An 18,664-nucleotide genomic window follows, 5' to 3' on the forward strand; every position below is an offset into this window, starting at 1 on the left:
CGCGCCAGGACGAGGCCGGGAAGTTCCTCTTCGGCCAGGCGCGCGTCATGACATGGAGACAGGAGACAGCGATGACCGACATCAATCGGCAGGTTCTGCTCGTGTCGCGCCCCGAGGGCGCGGCCAGCCTCGACAATTTCCGGCTCGTGGAAACGCCGCTCGCGCCGCTGCGCGAGGGCGAACTTCGCGTGCGCAACCGCTTCCTCTCGCTGGACCCCTACATGCGTGGCCGCATGAGCGAAGCGAAATCCTACGCGGCGCCGCAGCCGCTCGGCGAGGTGATGATCGGCGAGACGGCTGGCGAGGTGATCGAGTCGCGTCATGCCGCTTATGCGGTCGGCGATCATGTGGTCGGCATGTTCGGCTGGCAGACGCATGGCGTCTCGAACGGCAAGGGGCTGCGCAAGGTCGATGCGTCGCAGGTGCCGCTGTCGGCCCATCTCGGCGTGGTGGGCATGCCGGGCGTGACGGCCTGGTACGGCGTGAATCGCCTGCTCGAGCCGCGCGCGGGACAGACCTTGCTGGTCAGCGCGGCGAGCGGCGCGGTCGGCGGCGTGGTGGGGCAGCTCGCCCGGCGCGCCGGCTGCCGCGTGATCGGCATCGCCGGCGGCGAGCACAAGTGCCGCTACGTGCGCGACACGCTCGGCTTCGACGCCTGCGTCGACTACAAGGCCGGGCGCCTGGCCGAGGATCTGGCGGCCGCCGCGCCCGACGGCATCGATCTCTGTTTCGAGAACGTCGGCGGCCCCGGTTTCGACGCGACGCTGGCGCTGATGAACGCATTCGGCCGCGTCGCCTTGTGCGGGATGATCGCCGGCTACGACGGCGAGGCCGCGCCGATCCGGCAGCCCGGGCCGATCCTCAGGGCGCGGCTGCGCGTGGAGGGTTTCATCGTCACCGAGCATCCCGAGGTCTGGCCGGCCGCGCTGGCCGAATTGGGCGAGCTGGTGGCGCGCCACGAGCTGCATTATCGCGAGACCATCGCGCAGGGCATCGAGCGCGCGCCCGAAGCCTTCCTCGGCATGCTCAAGGGGCACAACTTCGGCAAGCAGCTGGTCGCGCTGGGCTGAGCCGCGCCTCGGCGCGCAATGCGAAAGGGCGGCGCGCGGGCAGCGCCGCCCCATCCTGCGCAGGCAAGCCGCTGCTTGACCGCCGCCTGGCCGGCGCGTGGCATCATGTGCCGCTATCGTCCATCCTCCGCCTATCCACCGCCGCCCCGATGCCGCTCGATCCCGGAATCGCCCAGGTGCTCGACATGATCGAGCGCGCCCGACGTCCCGCCTACGCCTCCCAGACGCCGCAGGCCGCGCGCGCCGCCTACGAGCGCAGCGCGCCGATCCTCGATCTCGCGCCCGCGCCGATGGCCTCGGTGGAGGATCTGCGCGTGCCGACCCGCGACGGCGCCACGATCGGCGCGCGGCTCTACCTGCCCGAGATGCCGAGCCTGGGCGAGCCGCTGCCGGCGCTGGTCTATTACCACGGCGGCGGTTTCACGGTCGGCAGCCTCGACACGCATGACGCGCTGTGCCGGATGTTCGCGCGCGACGCGCATTGCGCGGTGCTGTCGGTCGACTACCGGCTCGCGCCCGAGGCGCGCTTCCCGAGCGCGCACGACGATGCCGAGGACGCCTATGCCTGGCTGCACGCGCATGCCAGCGAATTCGGCGTCGACGCGGCGCGCCTGGCGGTGGGCGGCGACAGCGCGGGCGGCACGCTGGCCGCCGCGGTGGCGGTGCTGGCGCGCGATCGAGGGATCGCGCCGCGGCTGCAACTGCTGATCTACCCCGGGCTCACGGCGCACCAGCAGACGGCCTCGCACGCGCGGCTCGCTCGCGGCTATCTGCTGACGGCCGAAACCATCCAGTGGTTCTTCTCGCAGTACGTGCCGAACCCGGCCGATCGCGAGGATTGGCGCTTCGCGCCGCTCGACGGCATGCGCGGCGCGCCGTCCTTCGCGGGCCTCGCGCCGGCCTGGATCGCGGTGGCCGAATACGATCCGCTCTCGGACGAGGGCATCGCCTACGCGGACAAGCTGCGCGCGGCCGGCAATCGTGTCGAGCTGGTCCGCTACGCGGGCATGATTCACGAATTCTTCAAGATGGGCGGGTACGTTCCGGCGGTCCGGCAGGCGCATGCGGACGCGGTGCGGGCATTGCGCGGGGCGTTCGAGCAGGACTGAGCGCCGCCGCGCCGATCAGGTCGACGAGGCGCAGCGATGGAGCGGATCGAGGTGGAAACGGGCGACTGGACGCGGCTCGGCGCCGATGCGGCGCGCATCCGCGACGCGGTGTTCGTGCGCGAGCAGCGCATCGCGCCGGAGCTGGAGCTCGACGAGGAGGACCCGCTGGCGCATCACGCGGTGGCCTACCTGGTGCGAGGCGAAGCCGGTGACGAGGCAGGCGGGCGCCACGCGGTAGGCACCGCGCGCCTGCTGGCCGGCGCCACCATCGGCCGCCTGTCGGTGCTGCCGGAAGCGCGCGGCCGCGGCATCGGCACGCGCGTGCTGGGCGCGCTGGTGGCGGAAGCCGGCGCGCGCGGCGAGGCACGCGTGAGGCTCTACGCGCAGCCGGCGGCGGTGCCGTTCTATCGGCAGCGCGGCTTCGACATCGTCGGCGAGCCTTTCGACACGGCCGGCGTGATCCACATCGAGATGGCGCGCGCGCCCTAGCGGGTAGGCGCGTCGATCCGCGAGATTCCTGGTGGGAGGCCGCGCGCCGAGGCGACGCTCGCCGGCCTCAACGCGTGCCGCCCAGCTCCACGTCGAAGCTCATCGCGCGCTCGAAGGCGCCGGGCCGCACGATCCGGTGCGAGCCGTCGTCGTCGCAGCGCTCCTTGATCTCGACCGTCAGCCGCGAACGCTCCTTGACCGTCACGCGCAGCGCCGTGGTGCCGCGCGTGCCGTATTCGGGCGTCTCGATGAAGGCGGCCGACAGCGCGCGCTCGCGCTCCAGCGGAATGCCGGTATGCGGCAGTGCCTCGTCGGCGGCGGTGCGCGTGTCGCGCATGATCTCGATCAGCGCGTCGAGCGAGGGCGCGGCCTCGTAGGTCAGCAGGGTGCCGAGCTCGCTGCGCTTGTTGACCAGCTTGGGCCAGGGTGTGTCGAGCCGCGCGTTGGACAGCCCGTGCACGCCGGCGGCCAGCCGCAGCGGCGCGTCGAGCGCGGTATCGGGCTCGGCCGGCCGGTTGCAGTACCAGGCTAGCTCGCGGCGCCGGCAGTCGCCGACCAGCAGGTTGAAGCCGTTGTAGAGCGCGGCGGTGCCGGCGATCTGCTCGAGGTAGTCGAGCGGCGCGAGGTTGCGCCCGCCGAGGAAGTCCGATACCAGCTTGCCGCGCGTCGGGGCGCCGGCGCGGATGTCGAAGGGGGCGCGGTAGTTGGTCAGCGCGGCGAAGCGGCCGTCGCGCGACACGCCGAGCCAGGTGCCGCCGCCTTCCAGGTCGCGCCCGGCCAGCACGCCGGGCACATCCTCCCACCAGGCCAGCGGCGCGCTCGTGCGGCGGAAGAATTCGTCACGGTTCGCGGTGAGCGTCAGCACCGGGCCGTCCTCGGCCTCGGGCTGCCAATCGAATACGATCAGGCACATCGGGTGATTCCCTCACTGGGATCGGGGTGCGCGGACCGGGCACGCGCCGTGGCTCGCGTTGGTCCGCGCGCCACGATAGCACGCGCGCTCAGACTTCGGTGGGGATGCCGTAGGGCAGCGGCAGGAAGGCGAGCGCCGGGCCGTCGGCGGCCCCGAGGTGGACCGTGCCGGATTCCTGCGCGGCCAGCTTGATCTCGGCCAGCGCGTCGACGCCGCCTGCCGGCGCGGCCGCCGCGTTGACGATCATCCCGCAGGGCTGGCCCGGATCCTCGCTGTGGAACAGCTCGACGCCGGCATGCACCGTGTCGGTCTCGCCCTCGACGTGCACCAGCGCGGCACGGCGCTTGATGGTGCCGCGATACTGGCTGCGCGCGACGATTTCCTGGCCCGGGTAGCAGCCCTTGCGGAAATTGACGGCGCCGATCACGTCGTAGTTGAGCATCTGCGGCACGAACTGCTCGACCACCGGCTGGGTGATGCGCGGCTCGGCGGCGCGGATCTCGAGCCAGTCCCACACGGCCGGCGAGACGCGCGCGAGCTTGCCGTCGAGCACCGCGGCGCCGGCCTCGAGCTGCTCGCGGCTGGCGATCCACAGGTAGCGCGCGCGGCCGTCGGCGTCGGGCAGCCGGATCAGCGTGCCGGCCGGGCCGTCGAGCTTGGTATGGACGCCGTCGGGCAGCGCCTCGAACAGGCCCGACAAGGCCTCGCGAGCCTCGCCGGCGATGCCGACGGCGACCAGCCCGGCCGCGTCGCTCAGCTTGGCCTTGGCGCGCAGCACGAACATCGACAGGCGCTTCTGCACGGCGGGCTGGATGTCCTTCGAGACCAGCAGGCGCACGCCGGACTCGCTGCGCCAGGCCAGGAACGAGGCCAGCAGGCGGCCCTTGGCGGTGCAGTAGCCGGCCAGCTTCACGCCGGCCGCGTCGAGATGCTCGATGTCGTTGGTCAACTGGCTATGGAGGAAGGTCGCGGCGTCGTCGCCGGCGACATCGATGATGCCGAACTGCGGCAGCGGCGCGTAGACGCCGCGCGTGAGCGCCGCCTCGAATTCGGCGGCCGCCGGACGCGGCAGGACGGGCAGGGCGGGGGCAGCCGCGGTCGGCGCCCCGTTGACGATCGGTGTGCTCATGGAAACGGGGAACAGTCAATCCTGACTTTGGCGAAGACAAGCAAGTATTATATGGACCTTCACCGAGTCCCGTTCCGCATGTCCCTACTCTCGAAATGCGCCGCGCTCGCGGCGGCGGCCGTCGTCCTGGCCGCTGCGCTGGCGGGCGGCGGTTATTACTGGGCGAACCAGCCGCTTGCCTTACCGTCACCGACCGTCGATGTCACGATCAAGCCGCACAGCAGCGTCAAGGGCGTCGCGCAGCAGCTCGTGCGCGGCGGCGTGCCCCTGCAGCCGCAGTTGTTCGTGCTGATGACGCGCGTGCTCGGGCTGGACAGCCGGCTCAAGTCGGGCAATTACGAGTTCAAGACCGGACTGACGTCGTACGAGGTGCTGCAGAAGCTGGCGCGCGGCGACGTCAACGAATACGTCGCGACCATCATCGAGGGCTGGACCTTCAAGCGTATGCGCGCCGAGCTCGACGGCAATCCGGCCCTCGTGCACGGCACGGCGGGCATGAGCGATGCTGAGCTGCTGCGCGCGATCGGCGCGACACCCGCTCAGATCGAGCGGGGCAGCGGCGAGGGCCTGTTCTTCCCCGATACCTACCTGTTCGACAAGGGCACCAACGATATCAACCTCTACCGGCGCGCCTACCAGCTGATGCAGACGCGGCTGGACGAAGCATGGCGCATGCGCGCTCCCGGGCTGCCGTATCGCTCGGTTTACGAAATGCTGACGATCGCCTCGATCGTCGAGAAGGAAACCGGCCACGCGGCCGACCGCGCCTACGTGGCGGCGGTGTTCGCGAACCGGTTGCGGATCGGCATGCCGCTGCAGACCGATCCGACCGTGATCTACGGCCTCGGCGACGCTTACGACGGGCACCTGCGCAAGCGGGACCTGCAGATGGACACTCCTTACAATACCTACACGCGCCGCGGCCTGCCGCCGACGCCGATCGCCCTGCCGGGCGCGGCGTCGCTGCAGGCCGCCGTGAACCCGGCCGCCACCCCGGCGCTCTATTTCGTCGCCAAGGGCGACGGCACGAGCGTCTTCTCGGATACGCTCGGCGATCACAACAAGGCCGTGGACAAATACCTACGAGGTCAATGATGGCGCGCGGTAAATTCATCACGTTCGAAGGGATCGACGGTGCGGGCAAGACCACGCACCTCGCCTGGTTCTGCGAGCAGTTGCGCGCGCAGGTCGCCGCCAGCGGCCGCCAGGTGGTGCAGACCCGCGAGCCGGGCGGCACCACGCTGGGCGAGTCGCTGCGCGCGGTGCTGCTGGAGCAGGCGATGGACCTGGAAACTGAGGCCCTGCTGATGTTCGCGAGCCGTCGCGAGCACCTGGCGCGCGTGATCGAGCCGGCGCTCGCGCGCGGCGACTGGGTGGTCTCGGACCGCTTCACCGACGCGACCTTCGCCTACCAGGGCGGCGGGCGCGGCCTGCCGCGCGACAAGCTGGAAACGCTGGAGCGCTGGGTGCAGGGCGGCTTCCAGCCCGACCTGACGATCCTGTTCGACGTGCCGCCCGAGGTGGCCAGCGAGCGGCGCGGCGCGGCGCGCGCGCCCGACAAGTTCGAGGCGGAAAGCGATGCCTTCTTCCTGCGCACGCGCGCCGAGTACCTGCGCCGCGCCGAAGAGGCGCCGTATCGTTTCCTGATCGTCGACGCCAGCCAGTCGATCGCCCAGATCCAGCGCCAGCTCGAAGGCGTGCTGGCTTCGCTCTGATCCACCCGCAAAGGGCCGACCCGATGATCTATCCATGGCAAACCGAGGACTGGGACCGCCTGCAGGCGCTGCGCGCGGCCTGGCCGCATGCGCTGCTGCTGCACGGCCAGGCCGGCATCGGCAAGCTGCGCTTCGCCCAGCACCTGGCGCAGGGCTTCCTGTGCGAAGCGCCGCTGCCCAAGGGCGAGCCTTGCGGCAAGTGCGCGGCCTGCACCTGGTTCGAGCAAGGCAACCATCCCGACTACCGGATCGTGCTGCCCGAGGCGCTGGCCGGCGAGGCGCCGGGCGCGGCCGCCGACGAGCCCAAGGCTGACGCGGACGAGGGCGGCAAGAAGACCCGCACGCCGAGCAAGGAAATCAAGATCGAGCAGGTGCGCGGCCTGCTCGACTTCGTCGGCGTCGGCTCGCATCGCGGCGGCGCGCGCGTGGTGGTGCTGTACCCGGCCGAGGCGCTCAACGTGGCGGCCGCCAACGCGCTGCTCAAGACGCTCGAGGAGCCGCCCTCGGGCGTGCTGTTCCTGCTGGTGTCGGCGCGGCTCGACCGCCTGCTGCCGACCATCATCAGCCGCTGCCGGCAATGGCCGATGACGCTGCCCCCGGCGGCGCACGCGCAAGCCTGGCTGGCGACGCAACAGGTATCCGACGCGGCGGCCTTGCTGGCCGAGGCGGGCGGCGCGCCGCTGGCCGCGCTGGCGCTGGCCGCCGACGAGAATCGGCCGCTGCGCGACTGGACCCTGGCGCAGTTGGCGGCCGGCGCGGGCTGCGATCCGTTTGCCTGCGGCGAGTCGCTGCAGAAGCTGCCGGTGCCGGTGGTGCTGGGCTGGTTGCAGCGCTGGCTCTACGACCTGCTGGCGCAGCGCGCGGCCGGCCAGCCGCGTTATTTCCCCGCGCAGCGCGCGGCGCTCGAGCGCTGCGCGGCCGCGCTCGACGCCAACGCCTTCGCGCGTTTCATGAAGACCGTGACGCGCCAGCGCGCGGTCGAGAACCACCCGCTCAATGCGCGGCTCGTGTTCGAGGAGCTGTTCCTCGGCTATCGCGAGCTCTACGCATGAGCCCGGCCGCCCAGGCCTGAGCCCAGACAGGAAGCACCGATGTTCGTCGATTCGCATTGCCACATCAATTTCGAAGGGCTCGCCGAGCGCCTGCCCGAGGTGCTCGACAAGATGCGCGAGCACCAGGTCACGCATGCGCTGTGCGTCTCGGTCGACCTGGAGACCCTGCCGCAGGTGCTCGCGATCGCCGAGCGGCACGAGCACATCTACGCCTCGGTGGGCGTGCATCCCGATCACGAGGAGGTGCGGGAACCGACGCTCGCCGAACTCGTCGAACTGGCGGCGCACCCGAAGGTGGTCGCGATCGGCGAGACCGGCCTCGACTACTACCGGCTCGGCGAGCGCACGATCGCCGACATGGAATGGCAGCGCGAGCGCTTTCGCACGCATATCCGCGCCGCGCACGCCACCGCCAAGCCGCTGATCATCCACACGCGCGCCTCCTCGGAGGACACGCTGCGGATCATGGCCGAGGAGCGCGCCTCGGTGCCGGGCGGCGTGATGCACTGCTTCACCGAGCCCTGGCACGTGGCCGAGGCGGCGCTGGCGCAGGACTTCCATATCTCGCTGTCGGGGATCGTCACCTTCAAGAAGGCCGAGGAAGTGCAGGATGTGGCGCGGCGCGTGCCGATCGAGCGCCTGCTGATCGAGACGGACTCGCCGTACCTGGCGCCGGTGCCGTATCGCGGCAAGCCGAATGAACCTGCGTACGTCAGTTATGTCGGACGCTTTATCGCGGCACAGCGCGGCATCAGCGATGAGGCGCTGGCCGCCGCGACCACGCAGAACTTTTTCCGGCTGTTCAAGATCGCCGCCTGATGCGATCGTCGGCCGGAGCAACCCAGGGTAGGAGCCTAACAATATGAAACCGATCAACGGTCTGTCCATGATCCGCCCGGGCGCCGCGCTGCGCGCGCTCGTCCTCGCCGCCGCCTGCGGCACCGGCTTCGCCGCCACGCTCGCGCATGCCGAATCGCGCGACGCGATCGTCAAGGCCGTCAAGTTCGACGACATCGCCGACATCGGCAAGCAGCTCAAGAACGGGCTCGACCCGAACCTGACCGACGAGCGCGGCAATCCGCTGATCGTGATCGCCGCGCGCGAGAAGTCGGACAAGGTGGCCGAGGCGCTGGCCTCGGCACCCAACGTCGACCTGGAGAAGACCGATCCGGCCGGCGAGAACGCGCTGATGATGGCCTCGCTCAACGGCGACCTGCCGCTGGTGAAGTTCCTGGTCGACAAGGGCGCCGAGGTCAGCAAGAAGGGCTGGACGGCGCTGCACTACGCGGCCACCAACGGCCACGACGACGTGGTCAGCTACCTGCTCGACAAGTCCGCCTACATCGACGCGGGCTCGCCCAACGGCACCACGCCGCTGATGATGGCCGCGCGCGGCAACCACGACACCACCGTCACCCTGCTGCTCGACCAGGGCGCCGATCCGGCCATCAAGAACCAGGTCGGCGTCACCGCGCTGGAGTTCGCCAAGCATTACCAGGCGCCCGACGCGGTCAAGATCCTGTCCACGCGCACCGTGCGGATCGGCGACGGCCGCCCCGCCAGTGGGGCGGGTGGCCAAAACAGTGCAAAATAGCGGTTTTGGGCGCGGCCTTCGCCGCGCCGCTTTCGTCGTACCGGCCTGAGGCCGCCGACCTGACATAAGGAAGATCCAATGTTGCGGGCTCTGTGTTTTGCCGCCGCGTTCGTCGCGCCGCTGTCGGCGCACGCTTTCACGGCCGGTGATCTCGACAAGCTCTGTGCGAAGACCGACGTGAAGTCGCGCGCCTCGTGCGGCGCGTATATCGAGGGCGCCGCCGACGGCGTGTACAACACGATCGACGCGATCGGCGGCACCACCGGGCCGCGCGTCGGCCAGTACTTCTGCCTGCCGCCCGACATCAAGGCGCAGCAGATGACGGACGCGGTGCGCAAGTACGTCGCCGAGAACCCGAAGATCGTCGACTACAACGCCAGCACGGCCGTCTCGCTCGGGCTCGGCAAGGCGTTTCCCTGCCGCAACGGCAATTGAGGCTCGAGGCCGCCGCGCCCGAGCTGAACTGAAGGCGAGGGCAGCTCCCGGCCCTTTGTCCTGTTCCAAGCAACCCCGGCGGAAGCGGGATCCGCGGATCCCGCCGCCCCCGCCCCAGACGACGACTCCCGCGCGATGACGATGACCATCGATCAACTCGCGGCCATCGCCGATGCGCCGCTCCACTCCTGGCCCGGCACGCTGTTCGTTGCCGCGCTCCTGCTGGCCGTCGTGACCGGCATCCACTGGCTCGGCGCGCGGATCCTGATCCCGCTGGCGCGCCCCTATCCCTTCATGAGCGTGATCGTGCGCTATATCGACCGGCCCGCGCTCGCGGTGCTGGCCTTCCTGGCGCTCGAATTCCTGTCCCTGCAGGTGGCCGACGAACTGAGCCACGCCGGCGGCCTGCGCACGCTCGCGGCGGTCGGCCTGATCATCGCGCTGACCTGGTTGCTGATGCGCCTGGCGGCGGCGGTCGGCGAGGCGATCGTGCAGGCCAACCCGGTCGACCGGCCCAACAACCTGGAGGCGCGCCGCATCCACACCCAGGCGCGCGTGCTGGCGCGCTCGGCGATGGTGGTGGTGGTGATCATCGGCACCGGCGCCGCGCTGATGGCCTTCCCCAATGTCCGGCAGATCGGCGCGAGCCTGCTGGCCTCGGCCGGCGTGGCCGGGCTGGTGGCCGGTATCGCCGCGCGGCCGGTGCTCGGCAACCTGATCGCCGGCCTGCAGATCGGCATCTCGCAGCCGATCCGGCTCGACGACGTGGTGGTGATCCAGGGCGAGTGGGGCCGGATCGAGGAAATCACTGGCACCTATGTTTCCGTGCGGCTGTGGGACCAGCGCCGGCTGGTGGTGCCGCTGCAATGGTTCATCGAGAATCCGTTCCAGAACTGGACCCGCAACAGCGCCGAGATCATCGGCACGGTGTTCCTGTTCGTCGACTACCGCACGCCGCTGGAGCCGCTGCGCAACGAGCTGTCGCGCATCGTCAGCGCCGCGCCCGAATGGGACGGCCGGGTGCAGGTGCTGCAGGTGACCGACGCCACCGAGCGCTCGATCCAGTTGCGCGCGCTGGTCAGCGCGCCCGATTCCTCGCTGGCCTGGGACCTGCGCTGCCGCGTGCGCGAGGGGCTGATCGCCTTCCTGCAGGCCAATTACCCGGACAGCCTGCCGCGCGGCCGGATGGAGCTGGCCACGCCGGACCAGGGGCGCGAGCCGGTGCTGCCTTCGTGGATGCCGCACGAGCCGGCGGCCAGCACGGCCGCCAACACGGCGGCCGATCCGACCGCCGCCGAGGCGCCCGCGCCCGAGGTGGTGCGCTGAGCGCCGCCGCCGGGTCCTTCCTCCTTCGCCGAGCGAGCCCCGCATGACCGATCCGAAGCCGGGCGCCGGCCCCTCGATGCCGCCGCTGACCGCGCTGGCGGTCGCCAACTACCGCTCGCTGCGCGACTTCATCGTGCCGCTGGCCGGGCTCAACGTGGTGACGGGACCGAACGGCAGCGGCAAGTCCAGCGTCTACCGCGCGCTGCGCCTGCTGGCCGATACCGCCCAGGGGCGCGCGATTCCCTCGCTGGCGCGCGAGGGCGGCCTGGCCTCGACCCTGTGGGCGGGCCCCGAGCGCTTCTCGCGCGCGATGCTGGCGGGCGAGGTGCCGGTCCAGCCGCTGGCGCGCAAGGATCCCGTCTCGCTCAAGCTCGGCTTCGCCTGCGAGGATTTCGGCTACGCCATCGACCTGGGCCTGCCGATCGTTTCCCATTCGGCCTTCGGCCTCGATCCGGTGATCAAGCGCGAATGCCTGTGGAGCGGCGCCATGCTGCGGCCCTCGACGCTGCTGGTCGAGCGGCACGGCGCGCAGATCCGCACCCGCGACGCGGCCGGCGACTGGCGCAGCGTGCCGCAGCCGGTCGCCTCGTTCGACAGCATGCTGACCGAATTCGTCGATCCTTCCGGCGCGCCCGAGATGATCGCGATGCGCGATCGGATCCGCTCCTGGCGCTTCTACGACCATTTCCGCACCGATGCCGGCGCGCCGGCTCGCCAGGCGCAGGTCGGCACGCACACGCCGGTGCTGGCCGACGACGGCGCCGACCTGGCCGCCGCGCTGCAGACGATCCGCGAGATCGGCGACGCCGAGGCGCTCGACTCGACCATCGACGACGCCTTCCCGGGCGCGCGCCTGGCCGTCGAGACCGGCGGGCGCGGCCGCTTCGAGGTGACGATGCAGCAGCCGGGGCTGCTGCGCGCGCTCGGCGTGGCGGAGCTCTCGGACGGCACGCTGCGCTACCTGCTGCTGGCCGCCGCGCTGCTGACACCGCGCCCGCCGGCCCTGCTGGTGCTCAACGAACCGGAAACCAGCCTGCATCCGGACCTGCTGCCGGCGCTGGGGCGCCTGATTGCCCGCGCGGCGGGGCGCTCGCAGGTGATCGTGGTCTCGCATGCGGCGCGCCTGGTTTCCACCCTGGAGCGCGAGGCCGGCAGCCTGTCGCTGGTGCTCGACAAGCGGCTCGGCGAGACGCGCGTCGACGACGAGCAGCTCGACCGGCCGGCCTGGAAATGGCCCGCGCGCTGAGCGGAAACGGCCTGGGCGAGGCGGGGAGGCAAGCCATGTTGCGACGCGGTAAGTCTTGCCGAAATCGAATGTATCCGCGCTGTAACAAGGTCCAGAAAATGCAATCTCCCTGCCACCCCCGGGGCGGATCGCGAATAATGTCGGATTAGCGGTAGCGCGGCTTTGTGCCGCGGCCCATGGGCGTTCCTGGAGAACATAACGATGAAGATTGCTCAGATCGCGCCTCTGACGGAATCGGTGCCGCCGAAGCTCTACGGCGGCACCGAGCGTGTCGTGTCCTACATCACCGAGGCGCTGGTCGACCTGGGGCACGACGTGACGCTGTTCGCGAGCGGGGACTCGCACACCAAGGCCAAGCTCGACGCGGTATGGCCGCGCGCGATGCGCCTGGACGTGTCGATCCGCGATCGCGTGGCGCCGCACATGCTGCTGATGGAGCGCGTGGCGCGCCGCGCCGCCGAGTTCGACGTGCTGCATTTCCACATGGACTACTACTCGTTCTCGGTATTCCAGCGCCAGCCCACGCCGTTCCTCACCACGCTGCACGGGCGCCTGGACCTGCTCGAGCAGCAGCCGGTGTTCGACCTGTTCAATACCGCGCCGGTGGTCTCGATCTCGAATTCGCAGCGCCAACCGCTGCCGCGCGCCAACTGGCTGACCACGGTGCTGCACGGCCTGCCCGACACGCTCTACACGCCGCAGCCGGTGGAGCAGCGCTACCTCGCCTTCCTGGGCCGGATCTCGCCGGAAAAGCGTGTCGATCGCGCGATCCGGATTGCCGAGCGCTGCGGCTTGCCGATCCGCATCGCCGCCAAGATCGACGCGGCCGACGAGGAGTATTTCGAGCGCCGCATCAAGCCGCTGTTCGCGCTGCCGCATGTGGAATTCATCGGCGAGATCGCCGACGAGCAGAAGGCCGAATTCCTGTCCGGCGCGCATGCGCTGCTGTTCCCGATCGACTGGCCCGAGCCCTTCGGCCTGGTGATGATCGAGGCGATGGCCTGCGGCACGCCGGTGATCGGCTTCAATCGCGGCGCGGTGCCCGAGGTGATCGAGGAGGGGTTGACGGGCTTCATCGTGGAGGACGAGATCGGCGCGGTGGCGGCCGTGAACCGCCTCTCGACGCTCTCGCGCACGCGCGTGCGGCAGCGCTTCGAGGAGCGCTTCACCTCGCGGCGCATGGCCCAGCAGTATGTCGATGTCTACCAGGCGCTGATCCGCGCGCAGAAGCGCTCGCGCTTCAAGGTCATCGATTCGGCCACCTGAGGATTCGATCCGGCCGCCGCATGGCAAAAAGGCGCCTCTCGCGAGGCGCCTTTTTCATGTCCGCGGTTGCGCGGCCCTGGCAGAGGCCGCGCGGCCTTGCTGCCTGTCTTACAGGTCCAGCTTGGTGACCTTGGTGCCGTTGATCGACACGTCGCCCATCAGGCCGGCGTTGGTCAGCACGATCACCTCGACCGGCGCGGTGGCCGTGTTCGAATCGATCGCGCCGTTCGCGCCCATCTTCACCAGCGCGACCGAGGCGTCGGCGCCGGCCGACCAGCCGTTGGTGGCGCGGAACTTGTCGAGCGCGTCCTGCGTCATGAACAGGAACACCACGGCCTTCGATTGCGCGCCGGCCTGCAGGCCGACCGACAGCGAGGAGGTGTTGAAGTAGCCGACCGTGCTGCCGCCCACGCGCAGCGCGCCGTTGCCGGTCTGCGCGCCGACGATGAAGCCGGCCTGCAGCACGCTCGGGAACACCAGGATGCCGCGCGACTTGGCGGCCAGCTCACGCGAGCCCGGCACGGTCGAATAGAGGCGCGAGAGCGTGGCGTTCACGCTGGCGTCGATCGCCTGGCGCTTCGATGCGTTGGTCGACGCGCTGTCGGGCTTGTCCGGCGTGGTGGTGCAGCCGGTGAGCGCGAGGCTGCCGACGATCAGCGCGGCGGCGGCTTTCAACACGAGATTGCGTTTTTGCATCGTTTTTCTCCTTCTCCATCAGGTGTGGTCTTGAGGGTCGTCCCGCCAAAACTGGGCAATGCGTCGGGAGTTATATCACAGCGATCTGCGACTTTTTTCGGCATTTAAGTAAAAAAGCGTCAAATCGTTGAAATTCTTTAAATTGCCATTTTCCGAATTGAATCAGTGAATTCCGATTGCTTGTAAAGAGGCTCGGGAAGGGCCTGCCACGGGCCTTCACGGCGGGCGGCGCGAGGATTTCGGCGGCCGGCGTTTGAATGCGCCGCAACATGGGGCGTGCTTAATGCGCGGCCGCGGGGGGATCGACGGGCGGCGCCGGGGCGCGGCCCAGCGCGCGCCGCAACAGGCCGACCAGCGCGCCGCAGGCGAACAGCAGCGCGGCCGGTGCCACCCAGTAGCCGATCAGCGCATGCAGCAGGTAGATGGCCAGCGTATGGCGTCGCATCGCGTAGTCGGCCTGCGCGTCCTGCCGGCGCGCGGCATTGGCGGCCAGCACCTCGGCCGGGCAGCCGGCCGCGCGGGCGTCATCGGGCGTGCCGCGGCAACGCGTGGCGAGGCCGGCGGCCTGCTGCGCATCGCCGAGCTGCCAGGTGTCGAGCGCGCGTTCGAGTTCGGCGCGGTTGTAGGCCGATTCGTCCTGGATCTCGCGCACCGCGACGATCGCGACCGGCACGGCCCAGAACACCACCACGATCAACCAGCGACGGATCCAGCGACGACGTCTGCTCGTGCTTGCCATGCTTGTCTCCAGGCTTGCCCGTTCGATGCGCGGGCGTGGCGGGATGGGCGACGCGGGGGCCGGGGGGAAGCCGGCACGGCGGGGCCGCTTGGCGCTCATCCATCATAGGAGAAAATCGAGCCGGCGACGGTGCCGGCCGGGCAGGTCGGCTTGGCGGACGCGCGACGGCGTGCCCCAAAGAAAAATGCCGCGCCTGCGAGCAGCAGGGCGCGGCATCGTGGTGCGGGCGGTGGAGCGTCAGGCCGCCGGCTGGTTCGACAGGCAGCTCTTCATGAAGGCCTTGCGATCGTCGCCCTTCTTGCCCGTCGCCTGCGTGTTGCAGGCCTTCATCTTGTCCTGTTGCGACATCTTGCCGGCCGGCTTGGCGGACAGGCAGTCCTTCATGAAGGCCTTGCGCTCGTCGCCGGACTTGCCGGCTGCCTGCGCGTTGCAGGCCTTCATCTTGTCCTGCTGGCTGTTCGCGGCGAAGGCGGGTGAAGCCAGCATGCCGCCGAGCAGCAGCACGGCCATCAGCGATCGGATTTTCATTGGACACTCCCGTTGGGTAATTGGCCCTGTCGTTGACACCTTGCGACGCGCGGCTGCGACGATCGCCGGGCCATTATGGCAAATCGTCTCGAAAACACCAGAACTACCTCCGCACTAACGCGCGGGGCGGCCGGGGCGTTGACGCGGGCCGCCTGCCGAAGTCGGCGCGCCCGAGCGTGGCCGGCGGCGATTCAGTGCGATTACAATCGCGGCCATGACACATACGACTTCGCTCCCCACCTCCCCGGCCGCGCCGGCCACGCTGCCTCGCATCGCGGTCCTGGCCACCGGCGGCACCATCGCCGGCGCCGCGCCCGATGCCACCAACACCGCCGGCTACCAGGCGGGCGCCCTGGGCCTCGCCTCGCTGCTCGACGCCGTGCCGGCGCTGGCGCGCGTCGCGCAGATCGAGGGCGAGCAGGTGGCCAGCATCGACAGCAAGGATCTCGAGCCGGCGCTGTGGGCCACCCTGGTGCAGCGCATCGAGGCGCTGGCCGCCGATCCGCGCATCGACGGCATCGTGATCACGCACGGCACCGACACGCTGGAGGAAACCGCCGCGCTGCTGCATCTGTGCGTGGCGACCCCCAAGCCGGTGGTGATCACGGCGGCGATGCGCCCGGCCACCGCGCTCTCGCCGGACGGCCCGCTGAACCTGCTGAATGCGGTGACGGTCGCGGCCAGCGCGGCTGCGCGCGGCCGCGGCGTGCTGGTCGCGTTCAACAACAAGATCCACGCCGCGCGCGACGTGGTGAAGACCAGCACCTATGCCGTCGACGCGTTCCAGTCGCCCGAGATAGGCGTGCTCGGCTGGGTGCAGGACGGCCGCGTGGAGTTCGCGCGCGGCATCGTGCGCGATGCGGCCAGCGCGCCGCGCTTCAGCATCGGCGCCTGGCCGGCGGTGGAGATCGTCAGCAGCTACGCGGGGGCTTCGCGCATCGGCGTCGACGCGCTGGTGGCCGCCGGCGTGAAGGGCATCGTGGTGGCCGGCACCGGCAACGGTTCGATCCATGCCACGCTGCAGGCCGCGCTGCTGGAGGCGGCACATCGTGGTGTGGCGGTGGTGCGCGCCTCGCGCGTCGGCTCGGGCCACGTGATGCGCAACGGCGCGGCCAACGACGAGGCGCTCGGCTTCGTCAGCGCCGGCTCGCTGAACCCGTTCAAGGCGCGCGTGCTGCTGATGCTGGCGCTGGCGGCCGGCATCGACGACGCGGCGCGCCTGCAGGCGGCCTTCGATACGTATTGAGACCGGGCGCGGCTTCGTCGCGAAAAGCAAACGGGCCGCTCGGCCCGTTTTTTCATGATGCGTAGGGAGATCAGGCAGGGGCGGCGCGTGCCGCCCGCTTGCTACGGACTGCTTGAGGATGCGGATCCGACAGGCGGACACCCGACGACGACGTCTGACCGACCAAGGCTTCCCCGGCGTCGCCGGGTGCCGCTGCGGACCCCACCAGCCGCTCTCAGCCCAGAGCGGCCTTCAAACCGCCCGCCGGATCGCTGGATCCGGCGGGCGCCCCACGGTTCGGGCGGCGTGGCCGCCCGTGTCTCGCGCCTGCCTCGGGATTGTCCCCGGCGCTTCTCTTCGGCTTATTTCGCCTCGGCGATCTCGAGGTTCGACATGATCTCGAGCGCGCGCACGATCGCCGAGTGATCCCAGGCCTTGCCGCCATGCGCGGCGCACACGCTGAACAACTGCTGGGCGCTGGCCGTGTGCGGCAGCGCCAGGCCGAGGCGGCGCGCGCCGTCGAGCGCGAGGTTCAGGTCCTTCTGGTGCAGTTCGATGCGAAAGCCGGGGTCGAAGGTGCGCTTGGTCATCCGTTCGCCGTGCAGCTCCAGGATCCGCGAGGCCGCGAAGCCGCCCATCAGGGCGCGGCGCACGCGTTCCGGATCGGCGCCCGAGCGCGCCGCGAACAGCAGCGCCTCGGCCACCGCCTCCAGGTTCAGCGCGACGATGATCTGGTTGGCGACCTTGGTGGTCTGGCCCGCGCCGTTGTCGCCGACCAGCGAGACATTCCTGCCCATCGCCTCGAACAGCGGCCGGGCGCGCTCGAAGGCTTGCTCCGGGCCGCCGACCATGATGGTCAGCGTCGCGTCGCGCGCGCCCACCTCGCCGCCCGAGACGGGCGCATCGAGGTAGTCGCAGCCGAGCGCGTTGATCTGCCGGGCGAATTCCTGCGTGTCGAGCGGCGAGATCGAGCTCATGTCGATCACCAGTTTGCCGGCCGTCAGCCCCTTGGCCACGCCGTCCTCGGCGAACAGCACGTTGCGCACGTCGGGCGTGTCCGGAACCATCGAGATGATGATCTCGGCGCTGTCGGCCACCGCGCTCGAATTGGCCACCACGCGGGTGCGCTCGCGCAGGTCGTCGGGGATCGGGAAGGCGCCGTTGACCACCAGCGAGTGGCCGGCCTTCAGCAGGTTGCGGGCCATGTGCGAGCCCATGATGCCGAGGCCGATGAAACCGATCGTTGCCATGTGTGGATGTCTCCTGAATGAGGGGTGGGTGGGGCTCAGGCGTATTCGGCGCTGCGCTGCTTGGCCTCGCGCAGCCAGCCGAGGCCTTCGCGCGTGCCCTTGAGCGGCTTGTACTCGCAGCCGACGTAGCCGTCGTAGCCGAGTTCGTCGAGCAGCGCGAACAGGTAGTCGTAGCGGATCTCGCCGGTGCCGGGCTCGTGGCGGCCCGGGTTGTCGGCGAGCTGGACGTGCGCGATCGACGGCAGGTTCGCGCGCAGCGTGGCCGCGAGCTCGCCCTCCATGCGCTGCATGTGATAGATGTCGTACTGCAGGAACAGGTTGTCGGAGCCCACCGCGCGGATCACGTCGAGCGCCTCCGACGAGCGGTTCAGCGCGAACCCCGGGATGTCGAAATGGTTGCAGGGCTCCACCAGCAGGCGGATGCCTTCCTGCTGCAACGCGCGTGCGGCGAAACGCAGGTTCTCGACGATCGTCACCAGGGTGGTGTCGCGCGGCGCGCTGGCCGAGGGGATGCCCACCAGGCAGTTCAGCTGCGGCACCTGCAAGGCCTTCGCGTAGTCGATCGCGCGGCCCACGCCGTCCTCGAATTCGGCGCGGCGATCAGGCAGGCAGGCGATGCCGCGCTCGCCCTGTTCCCAGTTGCCGGCCGGCAGGTTGTGCAGCACCAGCTTGAGCCGGTTGGCGGCGAGCCGCTCGGCCAGCTCGGCCTTGTCGTAGGGATAGGGGAACAGGAACTCGACGGCGTCGAAGCCGGCCTCGGCGGCCGCCTGGAAGCGGTCGGGGAAGGGCAGCTCGGTAAACAGCATGGTCAGGTTGGCGGCGAATTTCGGCATGGCGATGGAATCCGGTCGGTCAGCTGGGTTGGGGAAGCGGGTGCGCGGC

General features: G+C 70.2%; 20 protein-coding genes. 13 read left to right on the forward strand and 7 right to left on the reverse strand.

Features of this window, described 5'->3' with window-relative positions; translation table 11 throughout:
• Positions 1–71 precede the first annotated feature (71 nt).
• The 3 genes from F3J18_RS14280 (at position 72) to F3J18_RS14290 (ending at position 2,668) form a co-directional block, all read left to right on the forward strand.
• Positions 72–1,070: an NADP-dependent oxidoreductase gene (locus F3J18_RS14280; protein ID WP_166913160.1), complete on the forward strand. Its 999-nt coding sequence runs from the start codon at positions 72–74 to the stop codon at positions 1,068–1,070.
• A 149-nt stretch (positions 1,071–1,219) separates the two neighbouring features.
• A complete protein-coding gene (locus F3J18_RS14285; protein ID WP_166913161.1) occupies positions 1,220–2,179 on the forward strand; it encodes an alpha/beta hydrolase in 960 nt (319 codons plus the stop codon).
• A 36-nt stretch (positions 2,180–2,215) separates the two neighbouring features.
• A complete protein-coding gene (locus F3J18_RS14290; protein ID WP_166913162.1) occupies positions 2,216–2,668 on the forward strand; it encodes a GNAT family N-acetyltransferase in 453 nt (150 codons plus the stop codon).
• 67 nt (positions 2,669–2,735) lie between these two features.
• Here F3J18_RS14290 and F3J18_RS14295 read toward each other — a convergent pair whose 3' ends face one another.
• Both F3J18_RS14295 and F3J18_RS14300 read right to left on the reverse strand, forming a co-directional pair.
• Complete coding sequence (locus F3J18_RS14295) at positions 2,736–3,581, reverse strand: NRDE family protein (protein WP_166913163.1); 846 nt, start codon at positions 3,579–3,581, stop codon at positions 2,736–2,738.
• An 88-nt stretch (positions 3,582–3,669) separates the two neighbouring features.
• A complete protein-coding gene (locus F3J18_RS14300) occupies positions 3,670–4,710 on the reverse strand; it encodes a folate-binding protein YgfZ (protein ID WP_166913164.1) in 1,041 nt (346 codons plus the stop codon).
• Positions 4,711–4,788: 78 nt separating this feature from the next.
• Between F3J18_RS14300 and mltG the strand changes: the two genes are divergently transcribed.
• The 9 genes from mltG to F3J18_RS14345 all read left to right on the forward strand — a co-directional run bounded on the left by mltG (position 4,789) and on the right by F3J18_RS14345 (position 13,344).
• Entirely contained in the window at positions 4,789–5,805 is a 1,017-nt protein-coding gene (gene mltG / locus F3J18_RS14305) for an endolytic transglycosylase MltG (RefSeq protein WP_025100282.1), read from the forward strand.
• Complete coding sequence (gene tmk, locus F3J18_RS14310; RefSeq protein ID WP_013698318.1) at positions 5,805–6,425, forward strand: dTMP kinase; 621 nt, start codon at positions 5,805–5,807, stop codon at positions 6,423–6,425. The genes mltG and tmk overlap by 1 nt, the downstream gene beginning before the upstream one ends.
• 23 nt (positions 6,426–6,448) lie before the next feature.
• Positions 6,449–7,477: a DNA polymerase III subunit delta' gene (locus F3J18_RS14315; RefSeq protein WP_166913165.1), complete on the forward strand. Its 1,029-nt coding sequence runs from the start codon at positions 6,449–6,451 to the stop codon at positions 7,475–7,477.
• Positions 7,478–7,516: 39 nt separating this feature from the next.
• Entirely contained in the window at positions 7,517–8,296 is a 780-nt protein-coding gene (locus F3J18_RS14320) for a TatD family hydrolase (RefSeq protein ID WP_017920195.1), read from the forward strand.
• Positions 8,297–8,339: 43 nt separating this feature from the next.
• Entirely contained in the window at positions 8,340–9,071 is a 732-nt protein-coding gene (locus F3J18_RS14325) for an ankyrin repeat domain-containing protein (RefSeq protein WP_013698315.1), read from the forward strand.
• A gap of 78 nt (positions 9,072–9,149) precedes the next feature.
• Complete coding sequence (locus F3J18_RS14330) at positions 9,150–9,506, forward strand: Rap1a/Tai family immunity protein (protein ID WP_013698314.1); 357 nt, start codon at positions 9,150–9,152, stop codon at positions 9,504–9,506.
• Between the two features lie 135 nt (positions 9,507–9,641).
• Positions 9,642–10,832 carry a mechanosensitive ion channel domain-containing protein gene (locus F3J18_RS14335; protein ID WP_166913166.1) on the forward strand — a complete coding sequence of 397 codons (1,191 nt, stop codon included), beginning with the start codon at positions 9,642–9,644 and terminating at the stop codon, positions 10,830–10,832.
• A gap of 76 nt (positions 10,833–10,908) precedes the next feature.
• Complete coding sequence (locus tag F3J18_RS14340) at positions 10,909–12,078, forward strand: AAA family ATPase (RefSeq protein ID WP_166913175.1); 1,170 nt, start codon at positions 10,909–10,911, stop codon at positions 12,076–12,078.
• 201 nt (positions 12,079–12,279) lie between these two features.
• Positions 12,280–13,344 carry a glycosyltransferase family 4 protein gene (locus F3J18_RS14345; RefSeq protein ID WP_025100277.1) on the forward strand — a complete coding sequence of 355 codons (1,065 nt, stop codon included), beginning with the start codon at positions 12,280–12,282 and terminating at the stop codon, positions 13,342–13,344.
• A 108-nt stretch (positions 13,345–13,452) separates the two neighbouring features.
• On the opposite strand, the gene F3J18_RS14350 is transcribed toward F3J18_RS14345, so the two are convergent.
• The 3 genes from F3J18_RS14350 to F3J18_RS14360 form a co-directional block, all read right to left on the reverse strand.
• Complete coding sequence (locus F3J18_RS14350; protein ID WP_047836534.1) at positions 13,453–14,040, reverse strand: YSC84-related protein; 588 nt, start codon at positions 14,038–14,040, stop codon at positions 13,453–13,455.
• A gap of 280 nt (positions 14,041–14,320) precedes the next feature.
• Positions 14,321–14,779 (reverse strand): hypothetical protein, encoded by a 459-nt coding sequence (locus F3J18_RS14355; RefSeq protein WP_166913167.1) that lies wholly within the window; start codon positions 14,777–14,779, stop codon positions 14,321–14,323.
• Between the two features lie 237 nt (positions 14,780–15,016).
• A complete protein-coding gene (locus F3J18_RS14360) occupies positions 15,017–15,307 on the reverse strand; it encodes a PsiF family protein (RefSeq protein ID WP_166913168.1) in 291 nt (96 codons plus the stop codon).
• 214 nt (positions 15,308–15,521) lie between these two features.
• On the opposite strand from F3J18_RS14360, the gene F3J18_RS14365 reads away from it, so the two are divergent.
• The gene (locus tag F3J18_RS14365) at positions 15,522–16,553 is read left to right on the forward strand and encodes an asparaginase (RefSeq protein ID WP_166913169.1); all 1,032 of its coding nucleotides are present in this window, start codon (positions 15,522–15,524) and stop codon (positions 16,551–16,553) included.
• A 341-nt stretch (positions 16,554–16,894) separates the two neighbouring features.
• Here the strand turns inward: F3J18_RS14365 and F3J18_RS14370 are convergent, their stop codons facing one another.
• Complete coding sequence (locus F3J18_RS14370; RefSeq protein WP_013698306.1) at positions 16,895–17,782, reverse strand: 2-hydroxy-3-oxopropionate reductase; 888 nt, start codon at positions 17,780–17,782, stop codon at positions 16,895–16,897.
• Positions 17,783–17,817: 35 nt separating this feature from the next.
• Positions 17,818–18,615, reverse strand: coding sequence for a hydroxypyruvate isomerase (gene hyi / locus F3J18_RS14375; RefSeq protein WP_025097613.1), 798 nt, complete (start codon positions 18,613–18,615; stop codon positions 17,818–17,820).
• Positions 18,616–18,664 lie beyond the last annotated feature (49 nt).

The sequence above is a fragment of the Burkholderia sp. Ax-1720 genome, assembly GCF_011753035.1.
Taxonomy (GTDB): Bacteria; Pseudomonadota; Gammaproteobacteria; order Burkholderiales; family Burkholderiaceae; genus Burkholderia; species Burkholderia gladioli.